This window comes from Mesorhizobium sp. WSM4830 (genome assembly GCF_055811495.1).
In genome coordinates this window covers 83,528-110,290 of sequence record NZ_JBVVQI010000023.1, presented here as the reverse complement: position 1 = coordinate 110,290, position 26,763 = coordinate 83,528, and the positions used below count along the sequence as shown (strand labels likewise).

At 59.0% G+C, this 26,763-nt stretch carries 27 protein-coding genes and 2 pseudogenes; 20 read left to right on the top strand and 9 right to left on the bottom strand.

Annotation, left to right across the window (positions count from 1 at the left end; all coding sequences use genetic code 11):
* Positions 1-172: 172 nt before the first annotated feature.
* Positions 173-592 (top strand): plastocyanin/azurin family copper-binding protein, encoded by a 420-nt coding sequence (locus AC0L2Y_RS25170; protein WP_473560236.1) that lies wholly within the window; start codon positions 173-175, stop codon positions 590-592.
* A gap of 247 nt (positions 593-839) precedes the next feature.
* Positions 840-1,520 carry an ATP-binding protein gene (locus AC0L2Y_RS25165; RefSeq protein ID WP_473560257.1) on the top strand — a complete coding sequence of 227 codons (681 nt, stop codon included), beginning with the start codon at positions 840-842 and terminating at the stop codon, positions 1,518-1,520.
* Between the two features lie 17 nt (positions 1,521-1,537).
* Here AC0L2Y_RS25165 and AC0L2Y_RS25160 read toward each other — a convergent pair whose 3' ends face one another.
* The gene (locus AC0L2Y_RS25160) at positions 1,538-2,389 is read right to left on the bottom strand and encodes a LysR family transcriptional regulator (RefSeq protein WP_473560235.1); all 852 of its coding nucleotides are present in this window, start codon (positions 2,387-2,389) and stop codon (positions 1,538-1,540) included.
* 104 nt (positions 2,390-2,493) lie between these two features.
* On the opposite strand from AC0L2Y_RS25160, the gene AC0L2Y_RS25155 reads away from it, so the two are divergent.
* The 8 genes from AC0L2Y_RS25155 to AC0L2Y_RS25120 all read left to right on the top strand — a co-directional run bounded on the left by AC0L2Y_RS25155 (position 2,494) and on the right by AC0L2Y_RS25120 (position 9,239).
* The gene (locus tag AC0L2Y_RS25155) at positions 2,494-3,336 is read left to right on the top strand and encodes a gluconate 2-dehydrogenase subunit 3 family protein (RefSeq protein ID WP_473560233.1); all 843 of its coding nucleotides are present in this window, start codon (positions 2,494-2,496) and stop codon (positions 3,334-3,336) included.
* Positions 3,337-3,366: 30 nt separating this feature from the next.
* Positions 3,367-5,136, top strand: a complete 1,770-nt coding sequence (locus AC0L2Y_RS25150) for a GMC family oxidoreductase (RefSeq protein WP_473560232.1) — start codon at positions 3,367-3,369, stop codon at positions 5,134-5,136.
* A gap of 281 nt (positions 5,137-5,417) precedes the next feature.
* Entirely contained in the window at positions 5,418-5,669 is a 252-nt protein-coding gene (locus AC0L2Y_RS25145) for a c-type cytochrome (RefSeq protein ID WP_473560230.1), read from the top strand.
* 38 nt (positions 5,670-5,707) lie between these two features.
* Positions 5,708-5,929 (top strand): hypothetical protein, encoded by a 222-nt coding sequence (locus AC0L2Y_RS25140; RefSeq protein ID WP_352566349.1) that lies wholly within the window; start codon positions 5,708-5,710, stop codon positions 5,927-5,929.
* Positions 5,926-6,297: a DUF488 domain-containing protein gene (locus tag AC0L2Y_RS25135; RefSeq protein WP_352566350.1), complete on the top strand. Its 372-nt coding sequence runs from the start codon at positions 5,926-5,928 to the stop codon at positions 6,295-6,297. The genes AC0L2Y_RS25140 and AC0L2Y_RS25135 overlap by 4 nt, the downstream gene beginning before the upstream one ends.
* A 136-nt stretch (positions 6,298-6,433) precedes the next feature.
* The gene (gene fsa, locus AC0L2Y_RS25130; protein ID WP_473560228.1) at positions 6,434-7,090 is read left to right on the top strand and encodes a fructose-6-phosphate aldolase; all 657 of its coding nucleotides are present in this window, start codon (positions 6,434-6,436) and stop codon (positions 7,088-7,090) included.
* 240 nt (positions 7,091-7,330) lie between these two features.
* Positions 7,331-8,866, top strand: a complete 1,536-nt coding sequence (locus AC0L2Y_RS25125; RefSeq protein WP_473560226.1) for an FAD-dependent oxidoreductase — start codon at positions 7,331-7,333, stop codon at positions 8,864-8,866.
* A gap of 76 nt (positions 8,867-8,942) precedes the next feature.
* On the top strand, positions 8,943-9,239 hold the full coding sequence (locus AC0L2Y_RS25120; protein ID WP_473560224.1) for a hypothetical protein: 297 nt from the start codon (positions 8,943-8,945) through the stop codon (positions 9,237-9,239).
* 613 nt (positions 9,240-9,852) lie between these two features.
* On the opposite strand, the gene AC0L2Y_RS25115 is transcribed toward AC0L2Y_RS25120, so the two are convergent.
* Positions 9,853-10,032, bottom strand: a complete 180-nt coding sequence (locus AC0L2Y_RS25115; RefSeq protein WP_473560222.1) for a hypothetical protein — start codon at positions 10,030-10,032, stop codon at positions 9,853-9,855.
* An 18-nt stretch (positions 10,033-10,050) separates the two neighbouring features.
* On the opposite strand from AC0L2Y_RS25115, the gene AC0L2Y_RS25110 reads away from it, so the two are divergent.
* A complete protein-coding gene (locus AC0L2Y_RS25110; RefSeq protein WP_473560220.1) occupies positions 10,051-11,391 on the top strand; it encodes a glucoamylase family protein in 1,341 nt (446 codons plus the stop codon).
* A gap of 520 nt (positions 11,392-11,911) precedes the next feature.
* On the opposite strand, the gene AC0L2Y_RS25105 is transcribed toward AC0L2Y_RS25110, so the two are convergent.
* The 3 genes and pseudogenes from AC0L2Y_RS25105 to AC0L2Y_RS25095 all read right to left on the bottom strand — a co-directional run bounded on the left by AC0L2Y_RS25105 (position 11,912) and on the right by AC0L2Y_RS25095 (position 14,945).
* Complete coding sequence (locus tag AC0L2Y_RS25105) at positions 11,912-12,532, bottom strand: Tim44/TimA family putative adaptor protein (RefSeq protein ID WP_473560218.1); 621 nt, start codon at positions 12,530-12,532, stop codon at positions 11,912-11,914.
* Between the two features lie 49 nt (positions 12,533-12,581).
* A pseudogene (gene ctaD, locus AC0L2Y_RS25100) lies at positions 12,582-14,147 on the bottom strand (cytochrome c oxidase subunit I); the annotation flags it as partial.
* A gap of 135 nt (positions 14,148-14,282) precedes the next feature.
* Positions 14,283-14,945 (bottom strand): 5-formyltetrahydrofolate cyclo-ligase, encoded by a 663-nt coding sequence (locus AC0L2Y_RS25095; RefSeq protein WP_473560255.1) that lies wholly within the window; start codon positions 14,943-14,945, stop codon positions 14,283-14,285.
* A 128-nt stretch (positions 14,946-15,073) separates the two neighbouring features.
* Here AC0L2Y_RS25095 and AC0L2Y_RS25090 point away from each other — a divergent pair, with 128 nt between their 5' ends.
* Together AC0L2Y_RS25090 and AC0L2Y_RS25085 are read left to right on the top strand one after the other, a co-directional pair.
* Positions 15,074-15,919: a LysR family transcriptional regulator gene (locus tag AC0L2Y_RS25090; protein ID WP_473560216.1), complete on the top strand. Its 846-nt coding sequence runs from the start codon at positions 15,074-15,076 to the stop codon at positions 15,917-15,919.
* Positions 15,920-15,990: 71 nt separating this feature from the next.
* Positions 15,991-16,536, top strand: coding sequence for a DUF488 domain-containing protein (locus AC0L2Y_RS25085; RefSeq protein ID WP_352566370.1), 546 nt, complete (start codon positions 15,991-15,993; stop codon positions 16,534-16,536).
* An 8-nt stretch (positions 16,537-16,544) separates the two neighbouring features.
* On the opposite strand, the gene AC0L2Y_RS25080 is transcribed toward AC0L2Y_RS25085, so the two are convergent.
* The 3 genes and pseudogenes from AC0L2Y_RS25080 to AC0L2Y_RS25070 form a co-directional block, all read right to left on the bottom strand.
* The gene (locus AC0L2Y_RS25080; protein ID WP_473560214.1) at positions 16,545-17,108 is read right to left on the bottom strand and encodes a GreA/GreB family elongation factor; all 564 of its coding nucleotides are present in this window, start codon (positions 17,106-17,108) and stop codon (positions 16,545-16,547) included.
* A gap of 162 nt (positions 17,109-17,270) precedes the next feature.
* A complete protein-coding gene (gene rnk / locus AC0L2Y_RS25075) occupies positions 17,271-17,729 on the bottom strand; it encodes a nucleoside diphosphate kinase regulator (RefSeq protein ID WP_473560212.1) in 459 nt (152 codons plus the stop codon).
* A gap of 924 nt (positions 17,730-18,653) precedes the next feature.
* Positions 18,654-18,896, bottom strand: a pseudogene (locus tag AC0L2Y_RS25070) (NADP-dependent oxidoreductase); the annotation flags it as partial.
* A 464-nt stretch (positions 18,897-19,360) separates the two neighbouring features.
* On the opposite strand from AC0L2Y_RS25070, the gene AC0L2Y_RS25065 reads away from it, so the two are divergent.
* The 7 genes from AC0L2Y_RS25065 to AC0L2Y_RS25035 all read left to right on the top strand — a co-directional run bounded on the left by AC0L2Y_RS25065 (position 19,361) and on the right by AC0L2Y_RS25035 (position 26,278).
* Entirely contained in the window at positions 19,361-20,323 is a 963-nt protein-coding gene (locus tag AC0L2Y_RS25065; RefSeq protein ID WP_473560210.1) for a LysR family transcriptional regulator, read from the top strand.
* A 195-nt stretch (positions 20,324-20,518) separates the two neighbouring features.
* The gene (locus AC0L2Y_RS25060) at positions 20,519-21,532 is read left to right on the top strand and encodes an amino acid ABC transporter substrate-binding protein (RefSeq protein ID WP_473560252.1); all 1,014 of its coding nucleotides are present in this window, start codon (positions 20,519-20,521) and stop codon (positions 21,530-21,532) included.
* A 70-nt stretch (positions 21,533-21,602) separates the two neighbouring features.
* Positions 21,603-22,790: an amino acid ABC transporter permease gene (locus AC0L2Y_RS25055; RefSeq protein WP_473560209.1), complete on the top strand. Its 1,188-nt coding sequence runs from the start codon at positions 21,603-21,605 to the stop codon at positions 22,788-22,790.
* 18 nt (positions 22,791-22,808) lie between these two features.
* Positions 22,809-23,933: an amino acid ABC transporter permease gene (locus AC0L2Y_RS25050; RefSeq protein ID WP_352566407.1), complete on the top strand. Its 1,125-nt coding sequence runs from the start codon at positions 22,809-22,811 to the stop codon at positions 23,931-23,933.
* A 63-nt stretch (positions 23,934-23,996) separates the two neighbouring features.
* Positions 23,997-24,725: an amino acid ABC transporter ATP-binding protein gene (locus AC0L2Y_RS25045; RefSeq protein ID WP_473560250.1), complete on the top strand. Its 729-nt coding sequence runs from the start codon at positions 23,997-23,999 to the stop codon at positions 24,723-24,725.
* Positions 24,726-24,786: 61 nt separating this feature from the next.
* Positions 24,787-26,019 carry a MalY/PatB family protein gene (locus tag AC0L2Y_RS25040; protein WP_473560207.1) on the top strand — a complete coding sequence of 411 codons (1,233 nt, stop codon included), beginning with the start codon at positions 24,787-24,789 and terminating at the stop codon, positions 26,017-26,019.
* 79 nt (positions 26,020-26,098) lie between these two features.
* Positions 26,099-26,278, top strand: coding sequence for a hypothetical protein (locus AC0L2Y_RS25035; RefSeq protein ID WP_473560206.1), 180 nt, complete (start codon positions 26,099-26,101; stop codon positions 26,276-26,278).
* Positions 26,279-26,360: 82 nt separating this feature from the next.
* On the opposite strand, the gene AC0L2Y_RS25030 is transcribed toward AC0L2Y_RS25035, so the two are convergent.
* Entirely contained in the window at positions 26,361-26,588 is a 228-nt protein-coding gene (locus tag AC0L2Y_RS25030; RefSeq protein WP_352566386.1) for a GcrA family cell cycle regulator, read from the bottom strand.
* Between the last annotated feature and the right edge of the window lie 175 nt (positions 26,589-26,763).

Genomic DNA, 26,763 nt, shown 5'->3' with positions numbered 1-26,763 from the left:
ACGTCTCGCCTCTTCCCGTGGTGGGGGTGTCTGTGGGCGGCGCCGCGCCCGCCCCCCTCCACACAATCACCCACTCCCCCCCCCCCCCCCCCCCGGGGGGGGGGGGGGCGGCCCCCCCCCCCTCTCGCTCTCTTGTGTGGCAGTATGGGCCGGCGAGGCGATCCAAATCGGGATGCAAGGGCGCGACGACGGTTCGCAAGTCTGGTTCGACCCGATCGGCATTCTGATCAAGCCAGGGCAGACGGTCCGATGGACCAACCTCAATCCTGGCAATTCGCACACGACGACGGCTTACAATCCGGCAAACTTCGGGCGACCGCTTCGCATGCCCAAGACGGCAAAATCGTGGGATTCCGACTACCTCCTGCCTAAGGAAAGCTTTTCGGTTACTTTCACAGAGCAGGGAGTCTACGATTATTACTGTATCCCGCATGAGCATGCTGGAATGGTCGGCCGTGTTATCGTCGGCGAACCAGGGGCACATGGCTGGGCTGAAATGGTCGGAGCAAATGGCGACCTACCGGAGGAGGCCCTAAAGGCATTCCCGACTGTCGAAGACATCATGACGAAAAGGGTCGTCCGGCGCGCTTAGATCATGCGCATGAAAGGCGCGGCCCTCCGCAACAAAAGCGACCGAAGATGCCAAAACGGGGCGAGAGCTCCTTGGGTGTCGTGAGTGAGGGACTTTCATGACAGGCTGCGTGTTTCCGTGTGAAACTCAAACATCATCTCAGGCCGGACGCGACGCGCGCACCCAAGTGCCGGACGCACCTCTCGATGCCCGAACTGCTGCCGAGCAACGCGAGCGTGCAACGCACCGGCTTGCCGCCTTGGGCGAGATGACTGGCGGTATAGCCCACGACTTCAGAAACCTCCTGGCAGTAATAGAATCCGGGCTCGGGCTCGCTGAGCGAAGAGCCGACGAGCCCGAAAGGGTTCGTGCCTACATTGCGGCAGCGCGGGAAGGAATCGATCGAGGGATCGAGCTAACGTCACAGCTATTGACCTTCGCGAAGCATCAGGAACTCGATATCCACGCTGGCAATTTGAATGAGTTCCTCACGTCTTTCGAGCCTTTCCTGAGGTATGGCGCGGGAGCCGATGTCCGCGTCAGGCTGGAGCTTGGTTCCGGTGTCCCAGACTGTTTGATCGATCCCGCACTTTTCGACACCGCAGTGCTTAATCTCGTCATGAACGCACGAGATGCGATGCCAAGTGGCGGGGAGATCCGCGTCATCACCGAGCGATTGGTGCAGACAACCGCGACACCTGACCCGCCCGGTCCTGGAACCTACGCATGCGTTCGCGTCAAAGACCACGGTTGCGGTATGGCTCCTGAAGTCTTGCGGAAGGTGTTTGATCCATTCTTCACGACGAAGGGTGAGAAGGGTACCGGGATAGGGATGCCACAGGTGCAGGCACTGACCCAGATGGTTGGTGGTCGGATCCGGATAAAGAGTGAACGAGGGATTGGAACAACGGTCGACCTTCTGTTCCCGTCAGTCCCGTCGGACATTTAGACGCCCAACTAGAACTCTCACAATTTGATGTCGCCGCTTGCGACGGAATGCAATCCCGTCAGCGCTGGACCAACTACGCTCTCGTCCGCACTTGCGGATTGCACCGCATAGACCGGATAGGAGAACTGCGGCATCTCAGGCACAAGATGCAGCCGGCCGGCTTCTATGTGAGGCTGCACAGAACTCATCCTGAAATATCCGGAACCGCCGGTTGCTAGAACATAGTTCAGTGCGAGCGGACCGAGATCGAAAGACAGATCCGGCGCAGCGCTTGGGAAATTCATCCCGTGGTGAAGCCCAAAATCCGGCCCCCAATCCATGTAAACATAGTCGGATTCGTCCAGGAGGCGTGCTTCGGAATTGGTAGTCACGAGAACAAGTTTTTCTTCCAGTAGCAGATCGATCTTCAAACCCGGTCTGTGCGGGGGCGCGTACATGATGGCTAAGTCGACCATTCCCGACGCGACCTGATTGATCAAATCCTGCGGCACATCGACGTGCACTCGAAGCGCAATATCCTCAAGCGAGGCGCGCATCCATCGGACCCAGTCAAGCAGCAGAGGTTGCGCAAGGCTGACTTCGCTGCCCACCGTCAGAACAGCCCGGCGTCCCGGCGGCACGGCAACCTGGTGAAGTGTACGTTGCCATAGCTGGACGAACATCGGGGCGTGGCGCAGAAATTGCTCGCCGGCCGGGGTCAGCGAAGCTCCGCCTTTGTGGCGGACAAAAAGGGCCCGGCCCAGTTGCTGCTCGAGGTTGCGGATTCGTGCGCTTACCGTCGTCTGCGCAACATTCAAGCGCTCGGAGGCCCGAATGAAACTGCCGGTCGATACGATCTCGATAAAGGTGCGGGCGAGTTCGATGTCCATCACGGATATAGCATAAAATTTGCGTTTAAATGTCAATCAATTTCGCTTGCCACATAGTTAGTGTGAGCACTACGCTCGAAGAATTCCACCAAGGCTAGCGCTGGATGCTGCGCAGCGCCGGTTGGAGCGGGCGCAAGCTCTCTCCAACCTCACTCATCCTTGCCAGCAGGGTCACAGGAGAAATCATGTCGACGAAAGACAAGAACCAAGACGACGTGGGGCGTCGCGACTTTCTGAAGCTCTTCGGTGCGGCAGGAGCGGCGGCGAGTACCCTGCCGCTGGGTGGGTCCGCATCGGCGACCGAAATGATGGCCGCGGCGACCGGCAAGCCGCATCATCACACAAGCGACGCCTCGAAATCCGATGCAGGCGGCTCCGCTTATGAATTCTTCAATGTCGATGAGTCCGCCTTCATCGAGGCCGCGGTGGACACACTGATTCCGAGCGATTCAACAGGCCCCGGCGCCAAGGAACTCGGCGTTGCGATCTACATCGATAGACAAATGGCCGGCGGGTACGGAAAGGGCGACCGGCTGTATCTGGAAGGGCCATTTGGCGAGGGTACGCCCGAGCAGGGTTATCAATTGCCGATGACGCCATCGGAACTGATCCGGGCCGGCATCGCCGACGTCAGTGCCTACGTGCAGAAAAACCACAAGAGCGCTTTCGAGAGCCTTTCGGCAAAAGATCGTGTCGCGGTGATGAGCGACCTCGAGGGCAAGAAGGTCGAGCTTCCAACAGTGCCAACCGAAACCTTCTTCGGGCTTCTGCTCCAGCTCACGATCGAGGGTTATTTCGCTGACCCGATGTATGGCGGAAACAAGGACAGGGCGGCCTGGAAGATGATCGGTTTCCCAGGCGCCGACGCCATGTACATGGACAAGATAGAACCATTTCGGAACAAGGCCTATGCGGCTGACCCGAAGGGAATTCAGGATCTCGTTTAATCGACGAAAGAAGACGAAGGAGACTGTAGCATGGCCACCAAACTCAACGAGGTCGATGTCCTGATTGTCGGCCTTGGCTGGACGGGCGGAATCATTGCCAAGGAGCTTGCATCGACCAAGCTGAAAATCGTCGCTCTAGAAAGGGGAGGCCCGCGTGACACCAATCCGGACTTCATCGACCCGCAGATCCATGACGAATTGCGCTACGCCGCCCGACACGACCTCATGCAGAACGTGCGGCGGGAAACCATCACCTTCCGCAACAGTGAATCGCAAACGGCGCTGCCGATGCGCCAGCTCGGCTCGTTCCTGCCCGGCCAGGGCGTTGGTGGCGCCGGCGTGCACTGGAACGGCGTCACCTGGCGCTGGCTCGAATGGGATCATCAGGCGCGTACCCGCACGATCGACAAATACGGAGAAAAGATCATCCCTTCAGATATGCAGCTGCAGGACTGGCCGATCACCTATGACGATCTCGAGCCCTATTACGACAAGTTCGAAAAGACCTGCGGCACCTCCGGCAAGGCCGGCAATATCAACGGCCGGAAGATCGACGGCGGCAACATCTTCGAGGCATCGCGAAAGGACGAGTACCCCAATCCGCCTATGATTGCGGCGCAAAGCATGGTGATGTTCGAGAAAGCGGCCCGCAATCTTGGCTATCACCCTTTCCCCAATCCTTCCTCGAACGCGTCGCGGGACTATGTCAATCCCGATGGCGTCGCCTTCGGCCAGTGTCACTATTGTGGCTTCTGCGAGCGCTTCGGCTGCGAGGCGAATGCCAAGGCGAGCCCGCATTTCACCGTCATTCCGCTGGCGCTGGAGAACCCCAATTTCGAGTTGCGCACCAACTCGATCGTGCTGAAAGTCAATCTGGACTCGACCCGCAAGAAGGCAGTCAGCGTCACCTATCTCGACGCACGAGGGCGGGAGTTCGAACAGCCTGCCGACCTCATCATCCTGTCGGCCTATGCGCTCGGCAACGTCAACCTGCTGCTGCAATCGGGCATTGGCGTGCCTTATGATCCGGCAACGGGCAAGGGCGTGGTCGGCCGCAACTATGCCTATCAGTGCGGTGGCGGGGCTACCGCCTTCTTCGACAAAAGAACCATCCTGAATCGCTTCATGGGGGCCGGCGCGCTCGGCACCTGCATGGATGATTTCAACGGCGACAACTACGATTTCGAGAAGGCCGGCTACATCGGTGGCGGCGGCATCAGCTGCAGCAACTCGGGCGCCAGGCCGATCCAGTCGCATCCCACGCCGCGGGGCACGCCGCGCTGGGGCTCCGACTGGAAGGAGGCAGTGGTCGACAATTATGACCACGCGGCCAGCATTGGCAACCAAGGCGCGGTAATGGCGTACCGGCAGAACTATTTGAGCCTCGATCCGACCTACACCGACGTTTTCGGACGTCCGCTGATGAGGATGACGTTCGATTTCCAGGACAACGAGGTAAAGCAGATGAACGCTCAGGCCGACATCTGCGTGACGATCGCCAAGGAGATGGGTGCGACCAAGGTCGATCGGAGCATTCCCCCGGTGCCTTATTCGATCGTGCCTTACCAGAGCACACACAACACAGGCGGGGCAGTCTTCGGAGCCGACTCGAGCACCAGTGTTCTGAACAAATACCTTCAGGTCTGGGATGTCCCGAACGTGTTCGTCACCGGCGCTTGCGTGTTTCCCCAGAACGCGGGGAAGAACCCGACCGGACCCGTAGGCGCTCTTGCTTACTGGGCGGTGGATGCGATCAAGAACCAGTATCTGAAGAGTCCCGGCCCACTTGTTCCCTCCTGAGGCGACATCAATCGATGCGGATCGGCGGTTTGGATCCGGATCCGGGACTCCAGGGATGTTTCGTACCATATTGCCCCGGCCAGTTCGGCCAGAACCAACCCGTGCTCGTTGAAAGCAGCAAACATGAAATGGACCATGCCTGGATTGGCGACCGCGATTCTCACTGCAGTCGGTTCGGCCCATGCGCAGGACACATCTTCCGGCAATGCCGAAGCCGGCGCCGTCGTCTTCAAGAGATGCATGGCGCCTGCCACAAGGTCGGCCTTGAGGCAAAGAACGGAGTGGGCCCGGTCTTGAATGGCGTCGTCGGCCGAGCGGCCGGTGAGTATCCCGATTACAGCTATTCCTCGGCGAACAAGAATTCGGGTCTGACCTGGGATGAACCGACGCTGACGACCTATCTGAGGGCGTCGCGCAAACTGGTGCCCGGCACAAAGATGGCGTTTGCCGGTCTCAGCAAGGACCAGGAGATCGCCGACGTCATCGCCTATCTGAAACAGTTCAACGCTCGGGGCCAGAAGGTCGGCCCCTGACCAGACGGGAAGCTGTCCCTGGGCAAAGTGCAACCTTGATGAAATTTCTCCTGCACAAGGGTCTGGGGGATTCCACGATCCAACAGATCGGCAGCTACCTGCGTAGCCGCGGCGCCGGCCATCACTGGATCGAGCGATATCGCGGCGACATCTTCGTATTCGTGTCGGATGCGGTCGACGAAGAAATCCTGAGGAGCAAATTCGCCAGCCTTCTCGATGCCGTCAACGACACAGACATGGACGGGACAGGATCTCGATGAGCGAAGAAATCTTCAACGAGAGAGTAAGATTGAAGAGGGCATATGAGAGGCCTGCTGCCGGCGATGGCAAGCGCGTATTGATTGACCGGCTTTGGCCGCGTGGGGTCAAGAAGACCGAAGCGGCCATCGACCATTGGGTGAAGGACCTCGCGCCAAGCACCGAGCTTCGGAAATGGTTCGGACACGATCCAGCCCGCTGGTCGGAATTCCGCCGGCGGTATGCGGCGGAAATCCAGGAGCATCGCGGTGAGCTTGACCGGCTGCGCGAGATGATACGGGAGGGCACCGTCACACTCGTCTACTCGGCTCATGACGAGACCCACAACGATGCCGTCGTCCTTAGAGAGCTTTTGCTGAGACAGCGATGAAGACGCCGCATCGCTCCTCCGTTGCCAAAGACGTAGGCGTGCGGTCTCGACAGCGACAACAAACCCGTCTCCCGGAACCAAACCAAGGAAAATTCATCCAATCATCGATGGGCGGGCTCAGTTGAGGAGAAAGACAATGAAATTCTTTGTCGATACCGCCGATATATCTGAAATTCGAGAGCTTGCTGCCGCTGGAATTCTCGACGGGGTAACCACAAACCCGTCCCTTATCGCAAAGACTGGCCGACCGATCAGAGATGTGATCCAGGAGATTGGCCAGACGATCGAGGGCCCGGTTTCAGCGGAAGTCACGGCCATCGACTTTGACGGTATGGTCGCCGAGGGACAGCGCTTGGCCGGCATTGCGACCAATGTGGCTGTCAAGGTGCCGTCCACCTGGGATGGATTCAGGGCTTGCCGGGCGCTCAGTCAGCTCGGACACAAGGTCAATGTCACCCTGTGCTTTTCGGCCAACCAGGCACTGCTCGCGGCAAAGGCAGGCGCGACCTTCATTTCACCATTCGTCGGCAGACTTGACGATCTCGGTCTGGATGGCATGGAGGTGATCCGAGAAATCCGCACGATCTATGACAACGATCAAGCGTTCACGACGGAAATCCTGGCGTCCTCTATTCGCACGCCTCTGCATGTCAAACTGGCGGCAATGGCGGGCGCCGATATCGCAACCGTACCGCCCGCAGTACTCAGAAACCTCGCCAAACATCCGCTCACCGACAAGGGCCTCGAGTCCTTTCTTGCCGACTGGGGGAAGGCAGGGCAAACGATCCTGTAATCGCCCGGGCGAGGAGATGCAGGGAGGCTATCATAAAACTTGCACTCAATTGCCGATTAAATTCGTTTGCATGATGCCGGGAATGGCGGGAAATTGAGCCGTGGAGCGCCAGTTTCGCTCTAGTCGGGCGAAAGCGAAATCGAGAATTCGAAGACGCGCTGGCTTTGTGCGCTCAGAGGCTAATGAGCCTGTCGCCGCTCCCCTGGATGCGATTTTGTCGAAATCGCCAAGGAGAAGAAAATGGCTGTGCACCCTACCGAGGTGATCGGACCAGACCTGGTCCAGGGCATCGCGTTCGCCGATCTTCCCGACGGTGGAAAGCTGGTCGGCCATTGCGGCAATGAGCAGGTGCTGCTGGTGCGCCGCGGGGCCGAGATCTTCGCCGTCGGGGCGACTTGCACGCATTACGGCGGACCGCTCGTCGACGGCCTTGTGGTGGAAGACACGGTCCGGTGTCCGTGGCATCACGCGTGCTTTGATTTGCGTACAGGCGAAGCCTTGCGAACGCCTGCCTTCAGGCCACTCGCGTGCTGGTCGGTGGAACAACGCGATGATCAGATATTCGTGGGCGAGAAGCGCAATCGAACCGCACCCAAGCCGCGCGATGGAGGCTCCGGCCCCGTTCCGGAGAAGATCGTCATCGTCGGCGGCGGCGCAGCCGGTTTCGCGGCGGCCGAAATGCTGCGGCGCGAACACTATCAAGGCAGCGTCGTCATGCTCAGCAATGATGAAGCACCGCCAGTTGATCGCCCCAACCTTTCCAAGGACTACCTCGCCGGCAAGGCACCGGAAGACTGGATTCCGTTGCGTGGCGAAAGCTTCTACGCAAAGAACAATATCGACCTGCGTCTTAATGGCAATGTCGCTCGCATCGACGTACGTTCTCGCGAGGTTGTGCTCGCGGACGGGAGCTCGACTCCTTACGACAAGCTGCTTCTTGCGACCGGGGCCGAACCGGTTCGCTTGACCATACCCGGGGCAGACCAGCCGCATGTCCACGCACTGCGCTCGTTCGCAGATTGCAAGGCGATCATTGAGCGAGCCACCACTGCGCATATCGCTGTCGTGATTGGTGCCAGTTTCATCGGGCTGGAAGCTGCCGCGGCCCTGCGCTCGCGCAAGATCGAAGTTCATGTCGTGGCGCCGGATAAGCGGCCCATGGAGCGGATCCTGGGTCCGCAAATGGGTGACTTCATCCGCACTATCCATGAGGAGAACGGGGTTGTTTTCCATCTTCAGGACACGGCGAGCAGCATCGATGGCAAAAAGGTGAAGCTCAGCAGCGGCGGCACGTTAGCTGCCGACTTCGTCGTCGCCGGCGTAGGCGTGCGCCCGCGGATCGGCCTCGCGGAAAAGGCCGGGCTCATCCTTGACCGCGGGGTTCTCGTGAACGCCTTTCTGGAGACGAGCGCACCAGGCATATTCGCCGCCGGCGACATTGCGCGGTGGCCAGATCCTCACAGTGGCGAGAACATTCGGGTCGAGCACTGGGTGGTTGCAGAGAGGCAGGGGCAAGCAGCCGCGCTCAACATGCTCGGCCATCGTGAGAAATTCGAGGCCGTGCCGTTCTTCTGGAGCCAGCATTACGATGTTCCCATCAACTATGTCGGTCACGCCGAGCGGTGGGACGAGATCGCGGTAGACGGCGACATTGCCGCCAAAGATTGCCTGCTCCGCTTCAAACGAGAAGGGCGCACGCTGGCTGTCGCCTCAATCTTCCGCGACGTTGAAAGTCTGCAGGCCGAGCTGGAAATGGAGCGCCAAATGGCAAGCTAGCTTCGACTTCCGAAAAGCGGAAGTCAGAGTCAGAATGGCGAAGCGGAATGTGGTTGTGACTGAAAGGAGTTCGACTATGTCCACAGAGCAGCAGGAACTAGGTGTCACCCGTGGCTTGGACATGGTTGCGCCCGCCCAGCGTTATTCAAAGATCGTGAAATTCGTCGACGAGGTCGCCAAGCAGGCGGCTAACGATGCACCGACCCTGGTTGAAATCTTCTCGGACAGCGGCCGCTGGTATTGCCGTGTTCGTCGCGGCGATGAAAAGACCCGGCCAATGGGTCCATACACCAAACAACAGGCTCAGCGGATCCAGGAAGCTCGGAGAATGTTGCTCGCCAAAAGAGGTGCCGCTCGCATCATGTTCGAGTAGGAGAAGGAACCCTTGCAATCGTACCGGCCGGCGGACTCCTGCCACAATGATCGTCATGAGTTTTCGAACAATGCAGAGCAGGCCTCCGGCGTCTAGCCGAGCCGGAGGCAAGGACGTCTCAGGCTGGATAGATATTCCGGCATCGTCAACAGACCAGACGGACCTTGTGAGAGAAATTCTCGAGCTTCTCTAGCTTGCGCGTATGCAAGTGTGGTTATGCCCTGACCGCGTCAAATTATAAGATGCGATGTAAAGGGCCTTTGCCGTTCTCCGAGGAAATTTAGGAGCGCGAACGCTTAGCGTGCAGGGTTGGGGTTGCTCATCCTCTATTGATTTTGTACCAAGTAACGATCGACAAACCTGGGATCTGATTATGGACGACTACGATAACCAGAAAGGCGCTGAGCCTGAGGACGTGCGCGCCGCATTGAAGGGGTAGGCATGGTTTGGTGTTCTAATGAGCATTGTCTTTGGTGTCGCCTACGTCCTGATTGAGATGTAGTGGCCCACGAAGCAGCTAGCCCTTGCGGACTGCCCGAGAAGATCGGCAACGTCATTGGCGCGTTTGCAGTGACTTGGGCTGTGCTCGGTGCTGGTATATTTAGGCTGCGGACTAATAAAAGCGAAGTGACGATCTGATGACCGCCAAAGCCATGCTCGACAAGAAGGCGCCGCTGGCACTTTCATCGGTATAACGGGCTTTGGCGCCAGCGGCCCGGCGGAGAAACTCTAAAAAATTTTCAATATGCCGCAAAGCCGGTGCGACATATTGACCGGCGGTCTGTATGCCCATTTCAGGAACACCGGCTCGATGATTCCCAGCACGCTCCAAGCACCCGACTTCCCGGCAAACGTTCGCGAGCTCGACGATGAAGCGCTGCTGGATATCGTGCAACGGCAAACGGCCCGGTACTTCTGGGAAGGCGCACATCCCGTCAGTGGTCTTGCCCGAGATCGCCAGAAGACCACCGGTGCTCCGGCCAACGATCTCGCAGCCATTGGCGGCTCTGGCTTCGGCATCATGGCAATCATCGTTGCTGTTGAACGCGGTTGGATCGATAGCACGGCCGCATTATGCCGATTGCAGCGAATGCTGGATTTCCTGGAAAGCTCGCCGCGCTACCATGGCGTGTTCCCGCATTTCATCAATGGCCGTACCGGTGCGACAATTCCATTCCGTCGCAAGGATGACGGCGCTGATCTGGTCGAAACCACTTTCCTGTTTCAAGGTCTGATCTGCGCCCGCGAGTATTTCGCCGGGATGGCAACCGAGGAGGCACGCCTTCGCCATAGCGTGAACGCGCTGTTGTCACAGGCCGAGTGGAATTGGTTCGCACGCGGGGCCCGGCAACTGATGTGGCACTGGAGCCCGAACCACGGCTGGGCGATGGACAGCCCGATCAGAGGTTGGAACGAATGCATGCTCACCTTCGTGCTGGCGGCGGGATCAACTCGCCACTCCATTGATCCGGGCATCTATCACGAAGGCTTTGCTGGTGGATCCGACTTTCGAAACGGGCGCGATCATTACGGGATCGTGCTACCATTGGGAATGGATTCTGGTGGTCCGCTCTTCTTTTCGCAATATTCCTTCTGCGGGCTCGATCCACGAGGCCTAAGCGACCGATACGCCGACTACTGGCAACAGAACCTCCGTCATACGCAGATCAATTATCGGCATTGCGTCCGCAACCCCCATAACCATTTGGGATACGGCCCTGACTGCTGGGGTCTGACCGCGAGCCATGGGCCGCGAGGATACATCGCAAGTGCACCCGACAGGGACTTTGGCGTAATCACCCCGTCCGCTGCCCTGTCGAGTTTCCCTTATGCTCCGGGGGAAGCGATGCGCGCACTGCGCGGTTTCCTGACCAAGCCTCGAAACCGCATATGGGGCCGCTTCGGCTTTGTCGACGCGTTTTGCGAACCTCGCAACTGGTACTCCCGGACATATCTGGCGATCAATCAGGGGCCAATCATCGCAATGATCGAGAACCATCGTACAGGGCTTTTGTGGAGGCTGTTCATGGGCGCGCCGGAAGTGCGCAGGGGCTTGGCGAGGCTGGGCTTCACCAGCCAGCACCTCGACACATCAACGTCTGCTCAGGGGCCACGAGCTGCCGCGGGTATGGTTCCACTGGGTTGCACTTAGCGCCGCAGGGTGGTTTTGTCCCTGAGTGATCTGCTGGCAGGTCGGAGCAGTTCGCGAAGCGCGTCCCGCCGCGTCCTAGCTACTGCTCAGGATCGGGTAATGTCAGCGACTTGGTCTCGAGAAAGTCTAAGCGCGGGCTCCAAGCACCATCATGTATTCCCGAAGACGATCGAATAGATAGCGGCACCAATAAATAGCGCAGCCGACATTCTCATGAATAGCTGAAATGAAAAATAATCTCTCATCGCGGCCTCCTTTGTTTCTATTAATTTTTCTCGGCCAAGATTTGACCATATCACATGAGGATACGATCTGGTAATTTATTTCCAGGCCCTGCTACGCAGCTCGCTGCTTGAAAATGGTCGACTGAGCCCGTGTCATGTCCAATTAATCGCGACAGGCCAATAGTGGGTGGGTGCTGTCAAAGAATGACAAATCCGCTCAGGCCACGCAACGCTCCGGGTTGACTGCCCTTCAACGGTGACACGGGAGGCAGGCTTCTCGGAAGAGCACATACCTGTTAGTCGCCCTCGGTGGCGATCAAAACCCAGTCGCGCTTCGTTGACTGTGTTTCGCGGGCAAACGTCCAGGTGTCGATCACCTCAACAATCAGCGTGGGATCGCCAGCCACGACCCGGTCGTTGGCTGAACGGGTGACACTGACCACCTCGGAAACGAAGCGAACGCCGATCTCTGCGGTCCCATTCTCCTCGAGAGCCTCGATGACTTTTGCTTCACTCACGCCGATGAGGGTCAGCTGCAGCGTCTCTTCCCGATCCCGGCGCCCGGCAATAGCTCGTTCGAAGGTCTCAAGCACTTCCGGCCCGACAAGGCGTTTCAACGTTTGGATGTCGCCATTTGCATAGGCCCGCAGGATAACTTCATAGGCCGTTTTGGCGCCGGTCAGAAACGCGGCGAGGTCAAAATTCGGATCGATGTCGCGGATCACATCCAAGGGCTGGCCCGCCGATGAAGTGTAATCGGCAACGCCGCTTCGTTGCTCAGTCACCGCATCGCCCAGCTTGGTCTGGTCGTCACCAGAGCGCGGCAGCAGCTGGTCCCAACACGCCAGCAATGCCCAATAAAACGCGACAATTGCTACGAGCAGGATCTGGTTGTTTGGATCTGTGGTCTCGTTCATGACGGTCTCCCGACAATAAGAGATGCCGATTTGGAGCTGGAGGCGAGTGTTAGAGAATGCGCGGCAGCTTTTCCCATTGGTGGAAGGGTGGCGGCGACGGCAGCAGCCATTCGAGGGTGGTCGCCCCTTCGCCCCATGGGTTGGCGCCAGCCTGGCGTTTGCGGCTGAAGGCTTCCGCTACCGTGATGAAGAAGACGACAAGTCCGGCCGTTGAAATGTAGGACCCGATCGAGGAGACGAAATTCCAGCCGGCGAAAGCGTCGGGGTAGTCGGCATAGCGTCGCAGCATGCCGGCCATGCCGAGAAAATGCTGCGGGAAAAAGGCCAGATTGACGCCAATGAACATCACCCAGAAATGCAGCTTGCCCATCGTTTCGTTGTACATATAGCCGGTCATCTTCGGGAACCAGTAATAGAAGCCGGCGAAGATGGCGAAGACCGCGCCCAAAGACAGCACATAATGAAAGTGGGCGACCACAAAATAGGTGTCGTGATACACGCGGTCGATACCGGGGTTTGCAACCATGATGCCGGTGACGCCGCCCATGGTGAACAACAGGACGAAACCGAGAGCCCACTGCATCGGCGTCTTGAACTCTATCGATCCTCCCCACATAGTCGCCAGCCAGGAAAACACCTTCACGCCGGTTGGAACGGCGATAACCATCGAGGCGAAGGCGAAGTAACGCTGGGTGTCCACGGACAGGCCGGTCGTATACATATGATGCGCCCACACGACGAAGCCGATCGCGGCGATCGCCACCATCGCATAGGCCATGCCGAGATAGCCGAAGATCGGCTTCTTGGCGAAGGTCGAGATGACATGGCTGATGATGCCGAAGCCGGGTAGAATCATTATGTAGACTTCGGGATGGCCGAAGAACCAGAACAGATGCTGATAGAGGACCGGATCACCGCCGCCGGCGGGCGCGAAGAAGGTCGTCCCGAAATTGCGATCGGTCAAAAGCATGGTGATGGCGCCGGCGAGTACGGGCAGCGACATCAGCAGCATGAAGGCAGTAACCAGCATCGACCAGGCGAACAGAGGCATCTTGTGCATCGTCATGCCAGGCGCGCGCATATTGAAGATGGTGGTGATGAAGTTGATAGCGCCAAGGATCGAAGAGGCACCCGACAGGTGGATTGACAGAATCACGAGGTCGACCGCGGGGCCTGGCTGGCCATCAGTCGACAAGGGCGGGTAGAGCGTCCAGCCGCCGCCATGGCCAAGCGTGCCGGGCGCTCCTGGAACGAACATCGAGGTGATGAAGAGGATAAATGACATCACCAGCAGCCAGAATGAGATGTTGTTCAAGCGCGGAAAGGCCATGTCGGGGGCGCCAATCATGATCGGTACCATCCAGTTGCCGAAGCCACCAATCAGTGCCGGCATTAGGACGAAAAAGATCATGACCAGCCCGTGGGCACTGACGACGACGTTGTAGACCCCCGGATCGCCAAATATCTGCAGGCCCGGCTCCTGCAACTCCATGCGGATCAACACGGAAAGCGCTGTACCGAAGACTCCGGCCATGATCGAGAACAGCAGGTAAAGCGTCCCGATATCCTTGTGGTTGGTGGAGAACAGCCACCTGACGACAAACCGTGGCTTATGATCATCCAAGGCCGTGGTGGCTGGATTGGACATGATTTGCTTCCTGCTCTTCACTGGAGGCGCGGCGGACTCAAAGATGGACCCGGCCGTCGGCGATCCGCCGTCACAGGAGGATCAGGTCTCGCCTGCACTCATTCATTCATCGGTGACGATCACATCCATCGGAATGTCGTGTGGCTGCGGATAGATGGTCTGGATCCTGCTGCCGGCGTAACCGACGCCCACGACGAGAGGCCGCTTCGGCACGGCCGCCAGGGTCCGGTCAAAAAAGCCCCCGCCATAGCCCAGGCGGTAGTTAGCCTGGTCGAAACCGACAACCGGCGCGATGACGACATCCGGCTGGACCGATGGCCCATTTGACGGAACAAGAATGTTCCAGATGCCGCGTTCGAGCGGGTCTCCTGGTCCCCAGATCCGAAACTCCAGAGGCCAACCTTTTTTGATGACGACCGGCAGCGCGATCCGCCCGCCGCGCTCGATCACCCGTATCGCCCAGTTGCGAAGGTCCGGCTCGCCGCGAAAAGGCCAGTAGCCGCTGATGATGCGCCCGCTGACCCGGCCGACAGCCCGGTCGAGCGCGGAGGCAACGCGAGTAGACCTCGCCAAGCGTTCCTCGGCGTCGACGGCAAGACGCTCATCGATCAAGCGCTTGCGCTCCGCCTTGCGCCATCGACAGACTTCTGTCCATGCGTCTTGCACAACCGGCCCGGTGCCATATCCGGGAACGAGTTCGTGCATGAAGCACGGCGGCGAGGCGTACTCTCGCGTTTCCAAGGGAAGATCCTCCTGATCAGACATTGTGCGCTCCATCAACTCTTGCGGCGGAAGCCAGCGCGACCTTCTGAACGTTGCGCTGCGTAAAACAGGAAGGCAAACGGAATTAAATGCTGTATTGATGCAAAATTATTGCACTGACGGGAGCCAGAATGGACATCGACCGCGCTCGCACTTTTTTGGAAATCGTCCATTCCGGCAGCTTTCTGAAAGCCGCCGACCGGCTCCACGTTACCCAGACCACGGTAAGCGCGCGGATACGCACGCTGGAAGACGAACTCGGCCGTCAGCTCTTTATCCGCAACCGCAATGGCGCGCAGCTGACTCCGGCGGGCCGGGAATTCGAGCGGTTCGCCCAATCATTCGTACAAATCTGGGAACGGGCACGGCATCAGCTCGCCATCCCATCGGGACGGACAAGCGTGGTTGCCTTGGGCGGAGAGCTCAGTCTGTGGAATCCGCTGCTGCTCGACTGGCTGGTCTGGATGAAGAACGCCAGGCCGGAAATCGCCATCCAGGCCCAGGTCGGCGTTCCGGACCAACTCCTCGAGCAGCTGAGGACCGGCGTTCTGGACATTGCCGTGCTCTATGCGCCGAAGCTGCTGCCGGGTTTCAAGGTAGAGCTTCTCGTCGAGGAGCAACTCGTCCTGGTTCGGACCACGGACGGAGACCGGGGAACGGTCGGGTCCAAGGATTATGTCTATGTCGATTGGGGACCGCTGTTTGCGGCCCAGCATGATGCCAGCTCCTCAGCCTTCGGCGAGCCAGGATTGATGGTCGGCCTTGGTCCGCTCGGGCTGAGCTATATCCTGCGCGCCGGCGGAATGGGTTATTTCCGCAGGGGCGCCGCAGCGCCCCATATCGAGGCGGGACAGCTGGAGGTGGTGGAAGGCGCCCCGGAATTCACTTATCCAGCCTATGCAGTCTATCCGGAAGCAAGCGAGGCGCGTGCCGACGTGCAGGAGGCGTTACGTGGTCTGAAGCAGGTGGTGAAATGACAGCGTTGTTTCAGTTCCAAATCATCGGTCATCAAGCCGGAAAGAAATCCGTTGCCATGGGTTGACCGTACATGCCTTATCCATTCCACACCATCGGTCACTCGACGCGGTCGATCGCCGAGTTCGTCGCCCTGCTACGGATCGCAGAGATCACCCTGGTTATCGACATCAGGACTGTCAGACGCTCGCGGGCGAACCCGCAGTTCAACAGCGAGGTGCTTCCCGAAGCGCTGGCAGCGTTCGGGATCGGATATGAATACATTGCCGAGCTTGGCGGCCTGCGCGGCAAGGCGCACGACGTTCCACCTGTGCTCAACGCATTCTGGATCAACCAGAGTTTTCACAATTACGCCGACCACGCGCTGTCGGCGGAGTTTCTTGACGGCCTGAATCGGCTTCTGTCCCTCGGCAGGCAGCGGCGAAGCGCCATCATGTGCTCGGAAACGCTCTGGTGGCGCTGTCACAGAAGAATCGTCGCCGATTATCTCCTTAGCCGCGGCGAGGCTGTCTTTCATTTAATGGGCAAGGATAAGATCGAGCCGGCGAAACTCACCGACGCCGCGAAGGCAAGGGCCGACGGAACGCTTGTCTACCCGTCTTCACATCCTTCGGGATAGTCGAGCTCTCAGGCCGCCGACGGACCTGGGTCGTCGAACCCGGTGTCGAAGGCCGCGATGTTTTTGTCCGCCGCTTGGTCCTGCATCTCATCGGAACGATGAACGACGCGCAGAACCGGCCCGGCCGATCGCGACGAGCCCGGCGCGGCAGCTCCCGCCAGCTTCAATCTCTCGCGCCTTGCGGTTTCCGGCTGATAGACCACTTCATGCACACTCAGCGTTTCAAGGCCGCCGTCCGCAGTTGGAATGGACATCGACTCACCTTCGGCCAAGCCAAGCAGCGCCAGACCGCGCGGATTGGTGATAGGCAAAAGCATTCCAACCAGACCGCGCATCTCGTCATGTGCGACGATGCGGGTTTCGGCAGGGCCGTCGTTTACCCGATAAGCCACGCGGCTGCTGAGCGTCACGACGGTTGCCGGAACATCATCCCGAAACATTACAACGGCGCTCGAAATCTTCCGGTCAAGGATAGCCGAGAGGATTTCGCCGCGGCTCGGATAGCGTTCCCGCATTACTTCAAGAATTGCGTAGTCCTTGGTGGTCAGTTGACAGCTGTCGGTAGTGGGCATGGCGCGTCTCCAGCCGGTTCCGCGGGGCGGAATCCGGCGTTAAGCAATTGATCGGGTGGGAAAACTTCCCCCTGTGCCGGACCATAATAGGCCGGCACAGGGGTCAGACTCCCGCGATCAAGCTGCCCGCGTGATTGAGGAGACGCACGGAAATGCCCATGTCTAGACGCTCGCCTCGATAGTCGAAGGCGCTGGCGGGCGCTGTTCGGTCACGCCTTCCGGAGCCGGTTGTTTCACCGCTAGCACCGAGAGTTCGTGCCGCCGCCCGTCTCGCGCAGTCCACATGATCGACTGTCCGGCCGAGAGGCCGATCAGGGCCGTGCCGATCGGCGTGAGGATTGAAACCTTGCCTTCGGTGATATCCGCATCGCCAGGAAAAACCAGCGTGACCGTTTTCGCGTCGCCGGTGTCTGGCTTGAACGTCACTGTCGAGCCCATCTGGACGGTACCTGTGGGAATCCAACCGTCGGGGACGATACGAGCCCGTTCCAGTTCGGCGAGCAGTTCATCGGAAGCCTCCGGATTTCGTGCGGCGACGGCGCCCGCGAGCGCCGACAGACGCGCATGGTCCGACTGCGAGATGCGGATGTTCGGCCTACGCCGGGTCTTCTTGTCATGCATTTGAATACTCGTATCTCGTTGGGACGCCGCCGCGAAAGATGATGCGAGCGGCCAATTCAAGAATGTCCTGCTCACAGCCGAGCCGAGTCGATCGGCGGCCCGCGGACTTCCATGTCGATTTTTTAAGTGTTGCCCCTCGGCTCGGGGGCACATGCCAGCCGAGCCGGGGGTTACGATCCCGCGATGGGGCAAACCCGGAAAAGAAAGTCGTGACGGATTTTAACGGCGGCATTCATATCATGATAGTTGGTGAACAGATCCGGGAAGTCAAGGAAGCCGCCTCGGCGGGTATTAAAGTCGCGAGCTAGTCAACGCGAGCGCCAAGCAAGGTGTTTATCACCAGCTCTCTTCGAGAGTTTCTGCCTGTCCCGCTCGGTCTCTCTTCGGCAAGCCCGAGGAGATAAGGCGTTCGGCCAATACTTTCGACAGCGCCTGGCAGGTCCACGGTTCGTGCGTTTGAGCGCCGCTGCTCCTCCTCGGTGAGGTCGCTCCAGCCCAGAGCGCGGCCTAAACCGCTGCCCACGAACCTCAACGCTCAAGACGACACCAGAAATTCGGCTGAGCCCATGATCCGGGCTACATTTCGCGTGCGAAGAACGCGGCTGGCGAGATCGTGCCCGCGTTCATGCGCGCGAAGTTGTCCTCGGCTTGCCGGTTGCCAGCGATCGCCCCGAAGAGTTGCTGCATCTCCATTGGCGGCTCCTCGTTGCGAGTTGGCAGGTGAACTCATACATCGGCAGCGAGTGTTGGTCGCGCTGTCGCTGATAGTCCGCCATAGCCGCCTCGAAACTGCTGTCACCCGGCATCGCCAACGAGCGCCCAGCTTTGCAGAGGAGAGTGCTTTGATCCGGCGTTGCGTACAGGACGCAGCCGGCCTATCTGGACAGCGGCGGCCGGCCGGGCGCATTGACAGGCGCGTGTCGCTCACGGACGAACGCTGATGATCGTCTTCCCCGAGCGTCGCTCGGTCGTTTTGAACGCGGAAACGGCATCGTCGAGGGTCGAGATGTTGCCGATGTTCGTCCGCAGCCGTCCGTCCCGCACGCGCTGGACGATTTCACTCAGTTGAGCACGATCGGACTCGACAACGAAGTCGACCGCCAGGCCATTGGCGGGCGGCGCGTCGGGCGGCCCGACGACGGTCACCAGTGTTCCTCCGGCTCGAACCGCAGGAGAGGGGCCAATCCGTGCTGCTTGTCGATGTCATGGGTTCACCGAAAGAAACTTTTGTCTCTTGGACGGCGAATGCCCGCTTCGCGCCTAATGTCGGTCGTTGCGATGATGTGCGAAAATCCCAAAAGCGGACACTCGCCCCGGCGGCTTACCTCTGCGCCACGAACAGTTTGATCAAGGCAGGCAGATGCCGGCAAGGGAAGCAACTGGCTTGATGATATGATATATAGGCAAAGTCATGCAGATCTGCCCGTCGGCGAATAGAATTCGCCGGAGAGCAAAAAGGGGAGACCAAGCCGTCTGCGCGGGCTTGGCCATACGACAGCCACGGCCAGCGAAGCCGTTGAGAGTGAAGCTACGATAGGGTCTCGTCACGGCCGTCGACAGCAGGCGCAAATCTGGCTTTCGCCCGCCGCTTGAAAACAGTGTAGCATGCGAAAAACTGTGCGGACGTTCTCATGAGTTTTGATGATATCGACCTCAATTTGCTACGAGTATTCGACGTTATGATGCGTGAAAGGAGCGTAACGCGTGCAGCGATCGAATTGGGAAGAACACAATCCGCTGTAAGTCATTCCCTATCAAAGCTTCGGTATCTCTTGCAGGACGAATTGTTCACGAGAGACGGGGGGGAGATGCGGCCAACCCCACGGGCGGTGGAGTTGCTGTCAGATATTTCTGCCGCACTGGCAACGATCCGCGCGTCGATCGACCGGCATCAGGTGTTCAATCCGGCAACGACGCGACGCAACTTTCGCGTTGGACTTACCGATTACCACGCCATGATATTTATCCCTGGGCTCATTCGAGAATTTTCGAGGCAAGCTCCTGGCGCGACGCTGAACGTCATTCCCGCAAACGGACCCGAGATCGGTTCATCAGTCTATTTGAGACAAGTCGACTGTGCGCTGACGGGAGCCGCGATACGCGATGACCCGGGTCTCCTGAAGGTGGAACTTGGCCAGGATCAGCTATTTTGCGCGGTGTGGAGTGGAAGCAAGATAGCCAGGAACGCAATGACACTGGAAACGTATTTGGCCAGTTCTCACCTGCAGATTTCCGCAGATGGTCTGGCAGAAGGTCTTGCTGATGCCGCCCTCAAGCTAATGGGTCTACGGCGCAATGTCGTTGCGACCATCCCGAATTATCTGGTGCTGCCCTGGGCGCTTCGCGGCACTGAACTGATTACCCATTGCGGCGATGCCATCCTGCAAATGCTGGATGAGAGGAGCGAGGTGACGCTGGTCCCGCCGCCCCTTCCGATATCAAATGTGAATGCGTGGCTCATTGTTCACCGCCAGATGGCGAATGACCCGGGTACCAAATGGCTCCGGGAAATCATCATTAGCATCTACAACGAGTCGCGGACCAAGAGAGATCAAGGGCCAACCGTCGGAGCACCGGGGTTGGCTGCACAATAGATCGCGCGCACTGTCGCTCATTCGATCAGCCCGCTCAAGCAAACCGGCCCGATCACCACTCAAGTCCCTTTTCACCCGAGAGCGGGTGCCTCGTAAATTATGAGCAGCGCTCATTTTCGTAATGAGAACAATCAATTTGACGAATACTTATGCTTGAGAGCACAGTCTCTTGAAGAAAAACAGGGGAATACCGAAATGAGATCCACGTTCAAGGGCCTCCTTGCCCTCGCTATCGCGTGCACCGCCTCCTCGGTGTGGTCCGCAACCCTCGACAATGTCAAGAAAAATGGCGTGTTGACGTGTGGCACAAATTCGGCCACGGCTGGCTTCAGCCTTCCCGACAATGAAGGCAAATGGACCGGATTTGTGGTCGACTATTGTCGCGCCGTGGCCGCTGCCGTGCTCGGGGATGCGCAAAAGGTCAAGTTCATCCCATTGACGCCAAAAGATCGCTTCACCGCCTTGCAGTCGGGAGAGATCGACATTCTCGCACACAACGCAACCTGGACCTCCTCCCGCGATACATCCCTCGGCATACTGTTTGCCGGCACGTATTTTTATGACGGTCAGGGATTCATGGTGCGCAAGGCGGACAACATCACGTCAGCCAAGGGGCTCGAGGGCGCATCGATATGCGTCACCCAGGGCACCACGACCGAGTTGAACCTTGCCGACTATTTTCGCTCGCAGTCGATCAAGTATACGACGGTTGGTTTCGCCGACGAGGAAGCGGTCGTGAAGGCTTACGAGGAGGGTCGTTGCGACGTCTTGTCCGCGGACACCTCCACCTTGAACGCGTCGCGGCTTCGCATGGCCAAGCCGGACGACAGCATTGTTCTTCCCGAGCTGATCTCAAAGGAGCCGCTTGGCCCGGCGGTGCGGCAGGGTGACGACCAGTGGTTCAATGTGGCGAAGTGGACGCTCTACGTCATGGTAGCCGCGGAAGAAAACGGGGTCACCTCCAAGAACGTCGATGCCATGAAGTCGTCGGACAATCCCAGCATCCGCCGTCTGCTTGGCGTGGACGGTAGCATAAGCAAGGACATCGGGCTCGGCGACGACTGGCCGGTCCAGGTGATCAAACAGGTCGGCAACTACGGTGAAGTCTTTGATCGCAATATCGGCAAGGATTCGCCGCTGAAAATGGAGCGTGGCATGAACGCGCTCTGGAACAAAGGCGGCGTTCAGTACGCTCCGCCGATCCGCTAGGCAAAGCATGGTTGCAAGGCGCTGGCGTGTTACCACCAGCGCCCTGCACGGATCCCGATAGGAACAGGCCATGTCCCATTTGTCGCTTGCCGCGCCGTCGCGCAGGAGCCTGTCGCTGCACGATACGAAAGTGCGAGGCGTTCTCTACCAGCTCTTGCTCGCTGGCTGTCTGCTGGCCTTGGCCCTGGGCATCGGGATGCAGACAGCATCGAATATGCGGGTCCGGGGGATTCCGCTCTCATTCGATTTTTGGAATGAGGCTGCCGGCTTCGACATCAGTCAGACCCTGATCCCGTACGATGCGCTGTCCACCTATGGTCAGGCCTTCTGGGTGGGAGTGGTAAACACCCTCTACGTCAGCGTACTCGCAATCCTGTTGGCGACCTTGCTTGGCTTCGTCATCGGCGTTGCCCGCCTGTCGCGGAACTGGATCGTTTCGAAGGTGGCGACCGCCTATGTCGAGCTTGTGCGCAATGTCCCGTTATTGCTGCAGCTGCTGTTCTGGTACAACGCCGTCCTCAAGCCGTTGCCCTCCCCGAAGGCGTCCATCGCCATTCCCGGCGGCATTTATCTCAACAATCGCAGCCTCATCATTCCGGAGATCCAGTTGCATCCGGGAGCGGGGTTGGTGAGCCTGGCATTCGTGACGGCCATTTCCTGCTGCGTTGCATTCTGGTTTCGCGCCAGGAGCGTCCAGAGACGGACGGGCAAGCAGCTGCCGGTGCTTTTGGTCAGTCTGGCGACGTTGATAGGATTTCCGCTGGTCGTGTTCCTGGCGGCTGGCGAGCCGGTCTCGTTCGTCGCGCCGCAGCTGCGCGGCTTCAATTTTCAAGGCGGGCATCAGCTCTATCCGGAGTTTGCCGCTCTCCTGATCGGTCTGTCGGTCTACACCGGTTCATACATCGCCGAGATCGTTCGAGGTGGAATCCAGGCAGTGCCAAAGGGCCAGACGGAGGCTGCGTATGCGCTGGGGCTGGCGCCGGGCAAGACGCTTCGTCTGGTCGTCGTTCCCCAGGCGCTGCGGATCATCATACCGCCTTTGACAAGCCAGTATCTCAATCTCATCAAGAACTCGTCGCTGGCGGTGTTCATCGGCTATCCCGACCTCGTGCAGATCTTTGCAGGGACGGTGCTCAACCAGACCGGCGCGGCCGTCCAGGTCATGGCGATCACCTTGTCTGTCTATCTCGTTATCTCCCTCGCCACGTCGTTGGCCATGAACGCGTGTAACCGACATTTTGCGATCGTCGAGAGGTGACGCGTGAGCGATCAGTCCATGCATTCGCCTTTTGTCAGCGGTGCGCTCATACCAGCGATGGCGCCCCCCGCCGACGTTCGGCCAGGTCCAGTGACCTGGATGAAAAAGAATCTGTTTTCGACGCCGGCTTCAGGCGCGCTGACAATCTGCTTTGTCGTCCTCGCCGTGTGGCTGCTGCATCACTTTTTGAGCTTTGCGATCTTCGACGCGGTCTGGAGCGGCGGTCGCGAAGCATGCCGTGCGAACAGCCAAGGAGCTTGCTGGCCTTTCATTGCCGAGAAGTTCGACTACCTGCGATACGGCGCGTACCCGGTTTCCGAGCGGTGGCGCGTGGATCTTGCGCAGGCGATCGGCGCCATCCTCATCGTTTGGCTCCTGTGGACGAAGGCTCCGCGGCGCGAAGTGGCGGCGTTGCTATTCTTCCTCGTCTACCCCATTGCCGCGTTCGTTCTGGTGCGCGGCGTCGCCTGGCTCCATTTGCCTGTCATCGACACGACGCTCTGGGGCGGTCTCTTGATCACGCTGCTGATGTCGATTGTGGGCATCGTCTTCTCGCTTCCGATCGGAGTTATCCTGGCGCTTGGACGCCGGTCGGAACTCCCTTTCGTCAAGACGGTTTGCGTCACATTCATCGAAGTCGTCCGGGGCGTGCCGTTTATCACGGTGTTGTTCATGGCGAACTTCATGATGCCGCTTTTCGTCCCCGACTATCTGACGCCTGATCGTCTGCTGCGCCCGCTCATCGCGATAGCGTTGTTCTCATCCGCCTATATGGCCGAGGTTGTGAGGGCCGGCCTTCAGGCGATCCCGAAGGGCCAATACGAAGCGGCGAAAGCGCTCGGGATCAACTACTTCGACATGATGCGCCTGATCGTCCTCCCCCAGGCGTTGACGATCGTTATCCCGAGCATCGTGTCGACCTTCATCGGCCTGTTCAAGGACACGACGCTGGTCGCCATCGTCGGCATAGCAGATTTCCTGAAGGCCGTCGAAACGGCGCGAGTCGATCCGAACTGGGCAGGCCCGACGATCTCCTCAACCGGCTACCTCTTTGCCGGACTGGTCTACTGGGGCTTTTGCTTCGGCATGTCCCGCTACTCGCAATCGATGGAGCGCCAATTGGCGCGTGGCCACAAATCCTAGGACGAGATGATGATGCCACAAGCAATGCACGCAGCGACGAAGGCAACGCCCTACGGCAAGGCGATGGCCATCGAACTGCGTGGCGTCAATAAATGGTTCGGTTCGTACCATGCGCTCAAGAACATCAACCTCTCGGTGACGCGGGGGCAGCGCATTGTGATCTGTGGCCCCTCCGGGTCGGGCAAGTCGACGATGATCCGCTGCATCAACCATCTCGAGGAGCATCAGTCGGGCGACATCATCGTCAACGGCAAGTTGGTAACCGAGGATCTGCGCAAGATCGACGCAGTGCGCAGCAACGTCGGGATGGTGTTTCAGCACTTCAATCTGTTTCCCCACCTTACGGTGCTTGAGAATTGCACGCTTGCGCCGTTTTGGGTGAGAAAGATGCCGCGGTCGGCCGCTGAGGAATTGGCGCGCCATTATCTCGATCGCGTCAGAATTGCGGAGAAGGCGGAGAGCTACCCAGGGCAGTTGTCGGGTGGCCAGCAGCAACGCGCTGCAATTGCCCGGGCTCTCTGCATGAACCCAAAGATCATGCTTTTCGACGAGCCGACCTCTGCCCTCGATCCGGAGATGGTCAAGGAGGTGCTCGACACGATGGTGTCGCTTGCGAGTGAAGGCATGACGATGCTGTGCGTGACGCATGAGATGGGCTTCGCGCGGGAGGTGGCCGATCGGGTGGTGTTCATGGACCGCGGGGAGATCGTCGAAACCAACACGCCCGATCAGTTCTTCACCAACTCCCGATCGGAACGGGCACGGCAGTTTCTGGCGCAAATCCTCAAATAGGGACGTCCGCAGAAGCAAAGCGGCTGTAACCGTAGCAACAGATTTTCTAGGTGACTATCAAATGGCTTGTGCAGACACGCCCGCATCGGCGCTTGGGCAACGAAATATCGCGGGAATAGATTTCGACCAAATCCACGACCGCCAGCAATTCGGATCCGCCAAATGGGCCAACCAGTGGGATGAGTTCTCTCCGCAGGTCGAGGGCCAGAACCTGCTGTCCCTATGGACAGCGGATATGGATTTCCGCGCTCCGGAAACCGTCATCGCGCGGCTGCGCGAGGCCGCGGACCATGGCATTTACGGCTACACACGCCGCGATCCGCGCCATTATGAGATCGTGCAATCGTGGTTCGCGCGCCGGCACAACTGGTCGCCGAAAGTGGAGACCTTGCTTCCCGCCCCGGCGATCATGCCTTCGGTCGCTGCGATACTGCGAACCTTCACGAAGCCCGGTGACGGCGTCATTGTGCAGTCGCCCGTGTACTCCCCCTATTTCGAAGTGGTTCAGGGAAACGGGCGGGTTCTGCTTACGAACCGGCTGAGATTGCACAACAACAGATATGAGCTCGATCTGGAGGATTTCGAGAGACTGGCGGCTGGCGGTGCCAAGGCATTCCTGCTGTGCAATCCTCACAACCCTGCCGGAATGGCCTGGACACTCGAAGAATTGGCGGCGCTTAACGACATTTGTGAGTGCCATGGGATCCTGGTCATATCCGACGACATTCACTGCGACATAAGGTTGTCGGATCGCCCCCACATCGTCTTCTCCTCCATCTCGGAAGATGCCGCGGAGAAATCGTTCATCTGCACCGCGCCAACGAAGACTTTCAATCTTGCCGGGGTTCCTTCGGCAACCATTTCAGTTGCCAGCAAAAAGCGCCGCGAGACGCTTCTTGCCGCAATGCGGGCGTCATTCATGGTAAATGCAAACTTTTTCGGCCGCTTGGCCCTGGAGGTTGCCTACAGCAGCGGCGCGCCATGGCTCGACCAACTCACGCGTTACATCGCCAGCAACATTGATCTGGTTTGCGAGTTCGCCGGTGAACACCTTCCAGGCATCACGCCCATGCGGCCCGACGCATCGTTTCTGGTGTGGCTGGACGCGTGCGCGCTCGATCGCAGAGTGGGTGGTATTCAGAAGTTCTTTGTCGATCAGGCCGGGGTCAATCTCTACGACGGCCGCGTCTATGGGCCTGGCGGCGAAGGCTTCATCCGGCTGAATGTCGGCTGCCCGCGTCCTCTGTTGCACCAAGGGCTGGAGCGCATGTCCAGCGCGCTGGCATCTTTGTGATTGAGCGCAACCAAGCCGGAATGCTGCGAATGCGAATTGCCGTCATCAATCCCAACACGACCGCTTCGTCGCAGCCGCCATGGCGGTGGCGGGCCCAGGGACCGAGATATTGGGCATGCAGTCCATGGCTGGACCTGAAGCGATCGAAGGGCCATTTGACGGTGAACTCTCCGTACCGGGCCTGCTCAAGCAGGTGGTCGCGGCGGAAATGGACAATGTCGACGCCATATTATTGCGTGCTTCGAGGCACCATTGCTGATCGACGCCCGCAAGCAGGGGGAAGCCTCAAGGTGATCCACCGGGTGTCTACTCGCAAATTGGCGACCCGCCCGCCGCCTAATTTACGCGGCGCGTCGTTGAGCGAGGACCGAACGGGCCCGACGAGGGTCGACAGCGGTTACGATGCCGTGGTGGTGATCGCAGTAGACGCGGTCCGGCGAAGTTGACCCAGCACAAAAACGGTAACCGCCGGGTACCGACGGGTCTTCGCTTACCGGGAAGCGGCACTGATAGAGGCCTAGCTGAATGAGGGGGACGTCTCTCGAAATTACTCTGATATTTTCAGGCATGGTTTTCAGGTTCCTAGTTCATAGCCATTGCCGGTTGAGGGCCGCAGTGCGACCGCGGCAGGCCAGCTTCTCTCGTTTTGGAGGGCAATGGATCACCATATGGTGTTGGTTGCAGCGTCAATGAAGCCCGACGGCCTGGTTTCTGAAGCCAATAGTTTGCGACTTAAGGCCACAG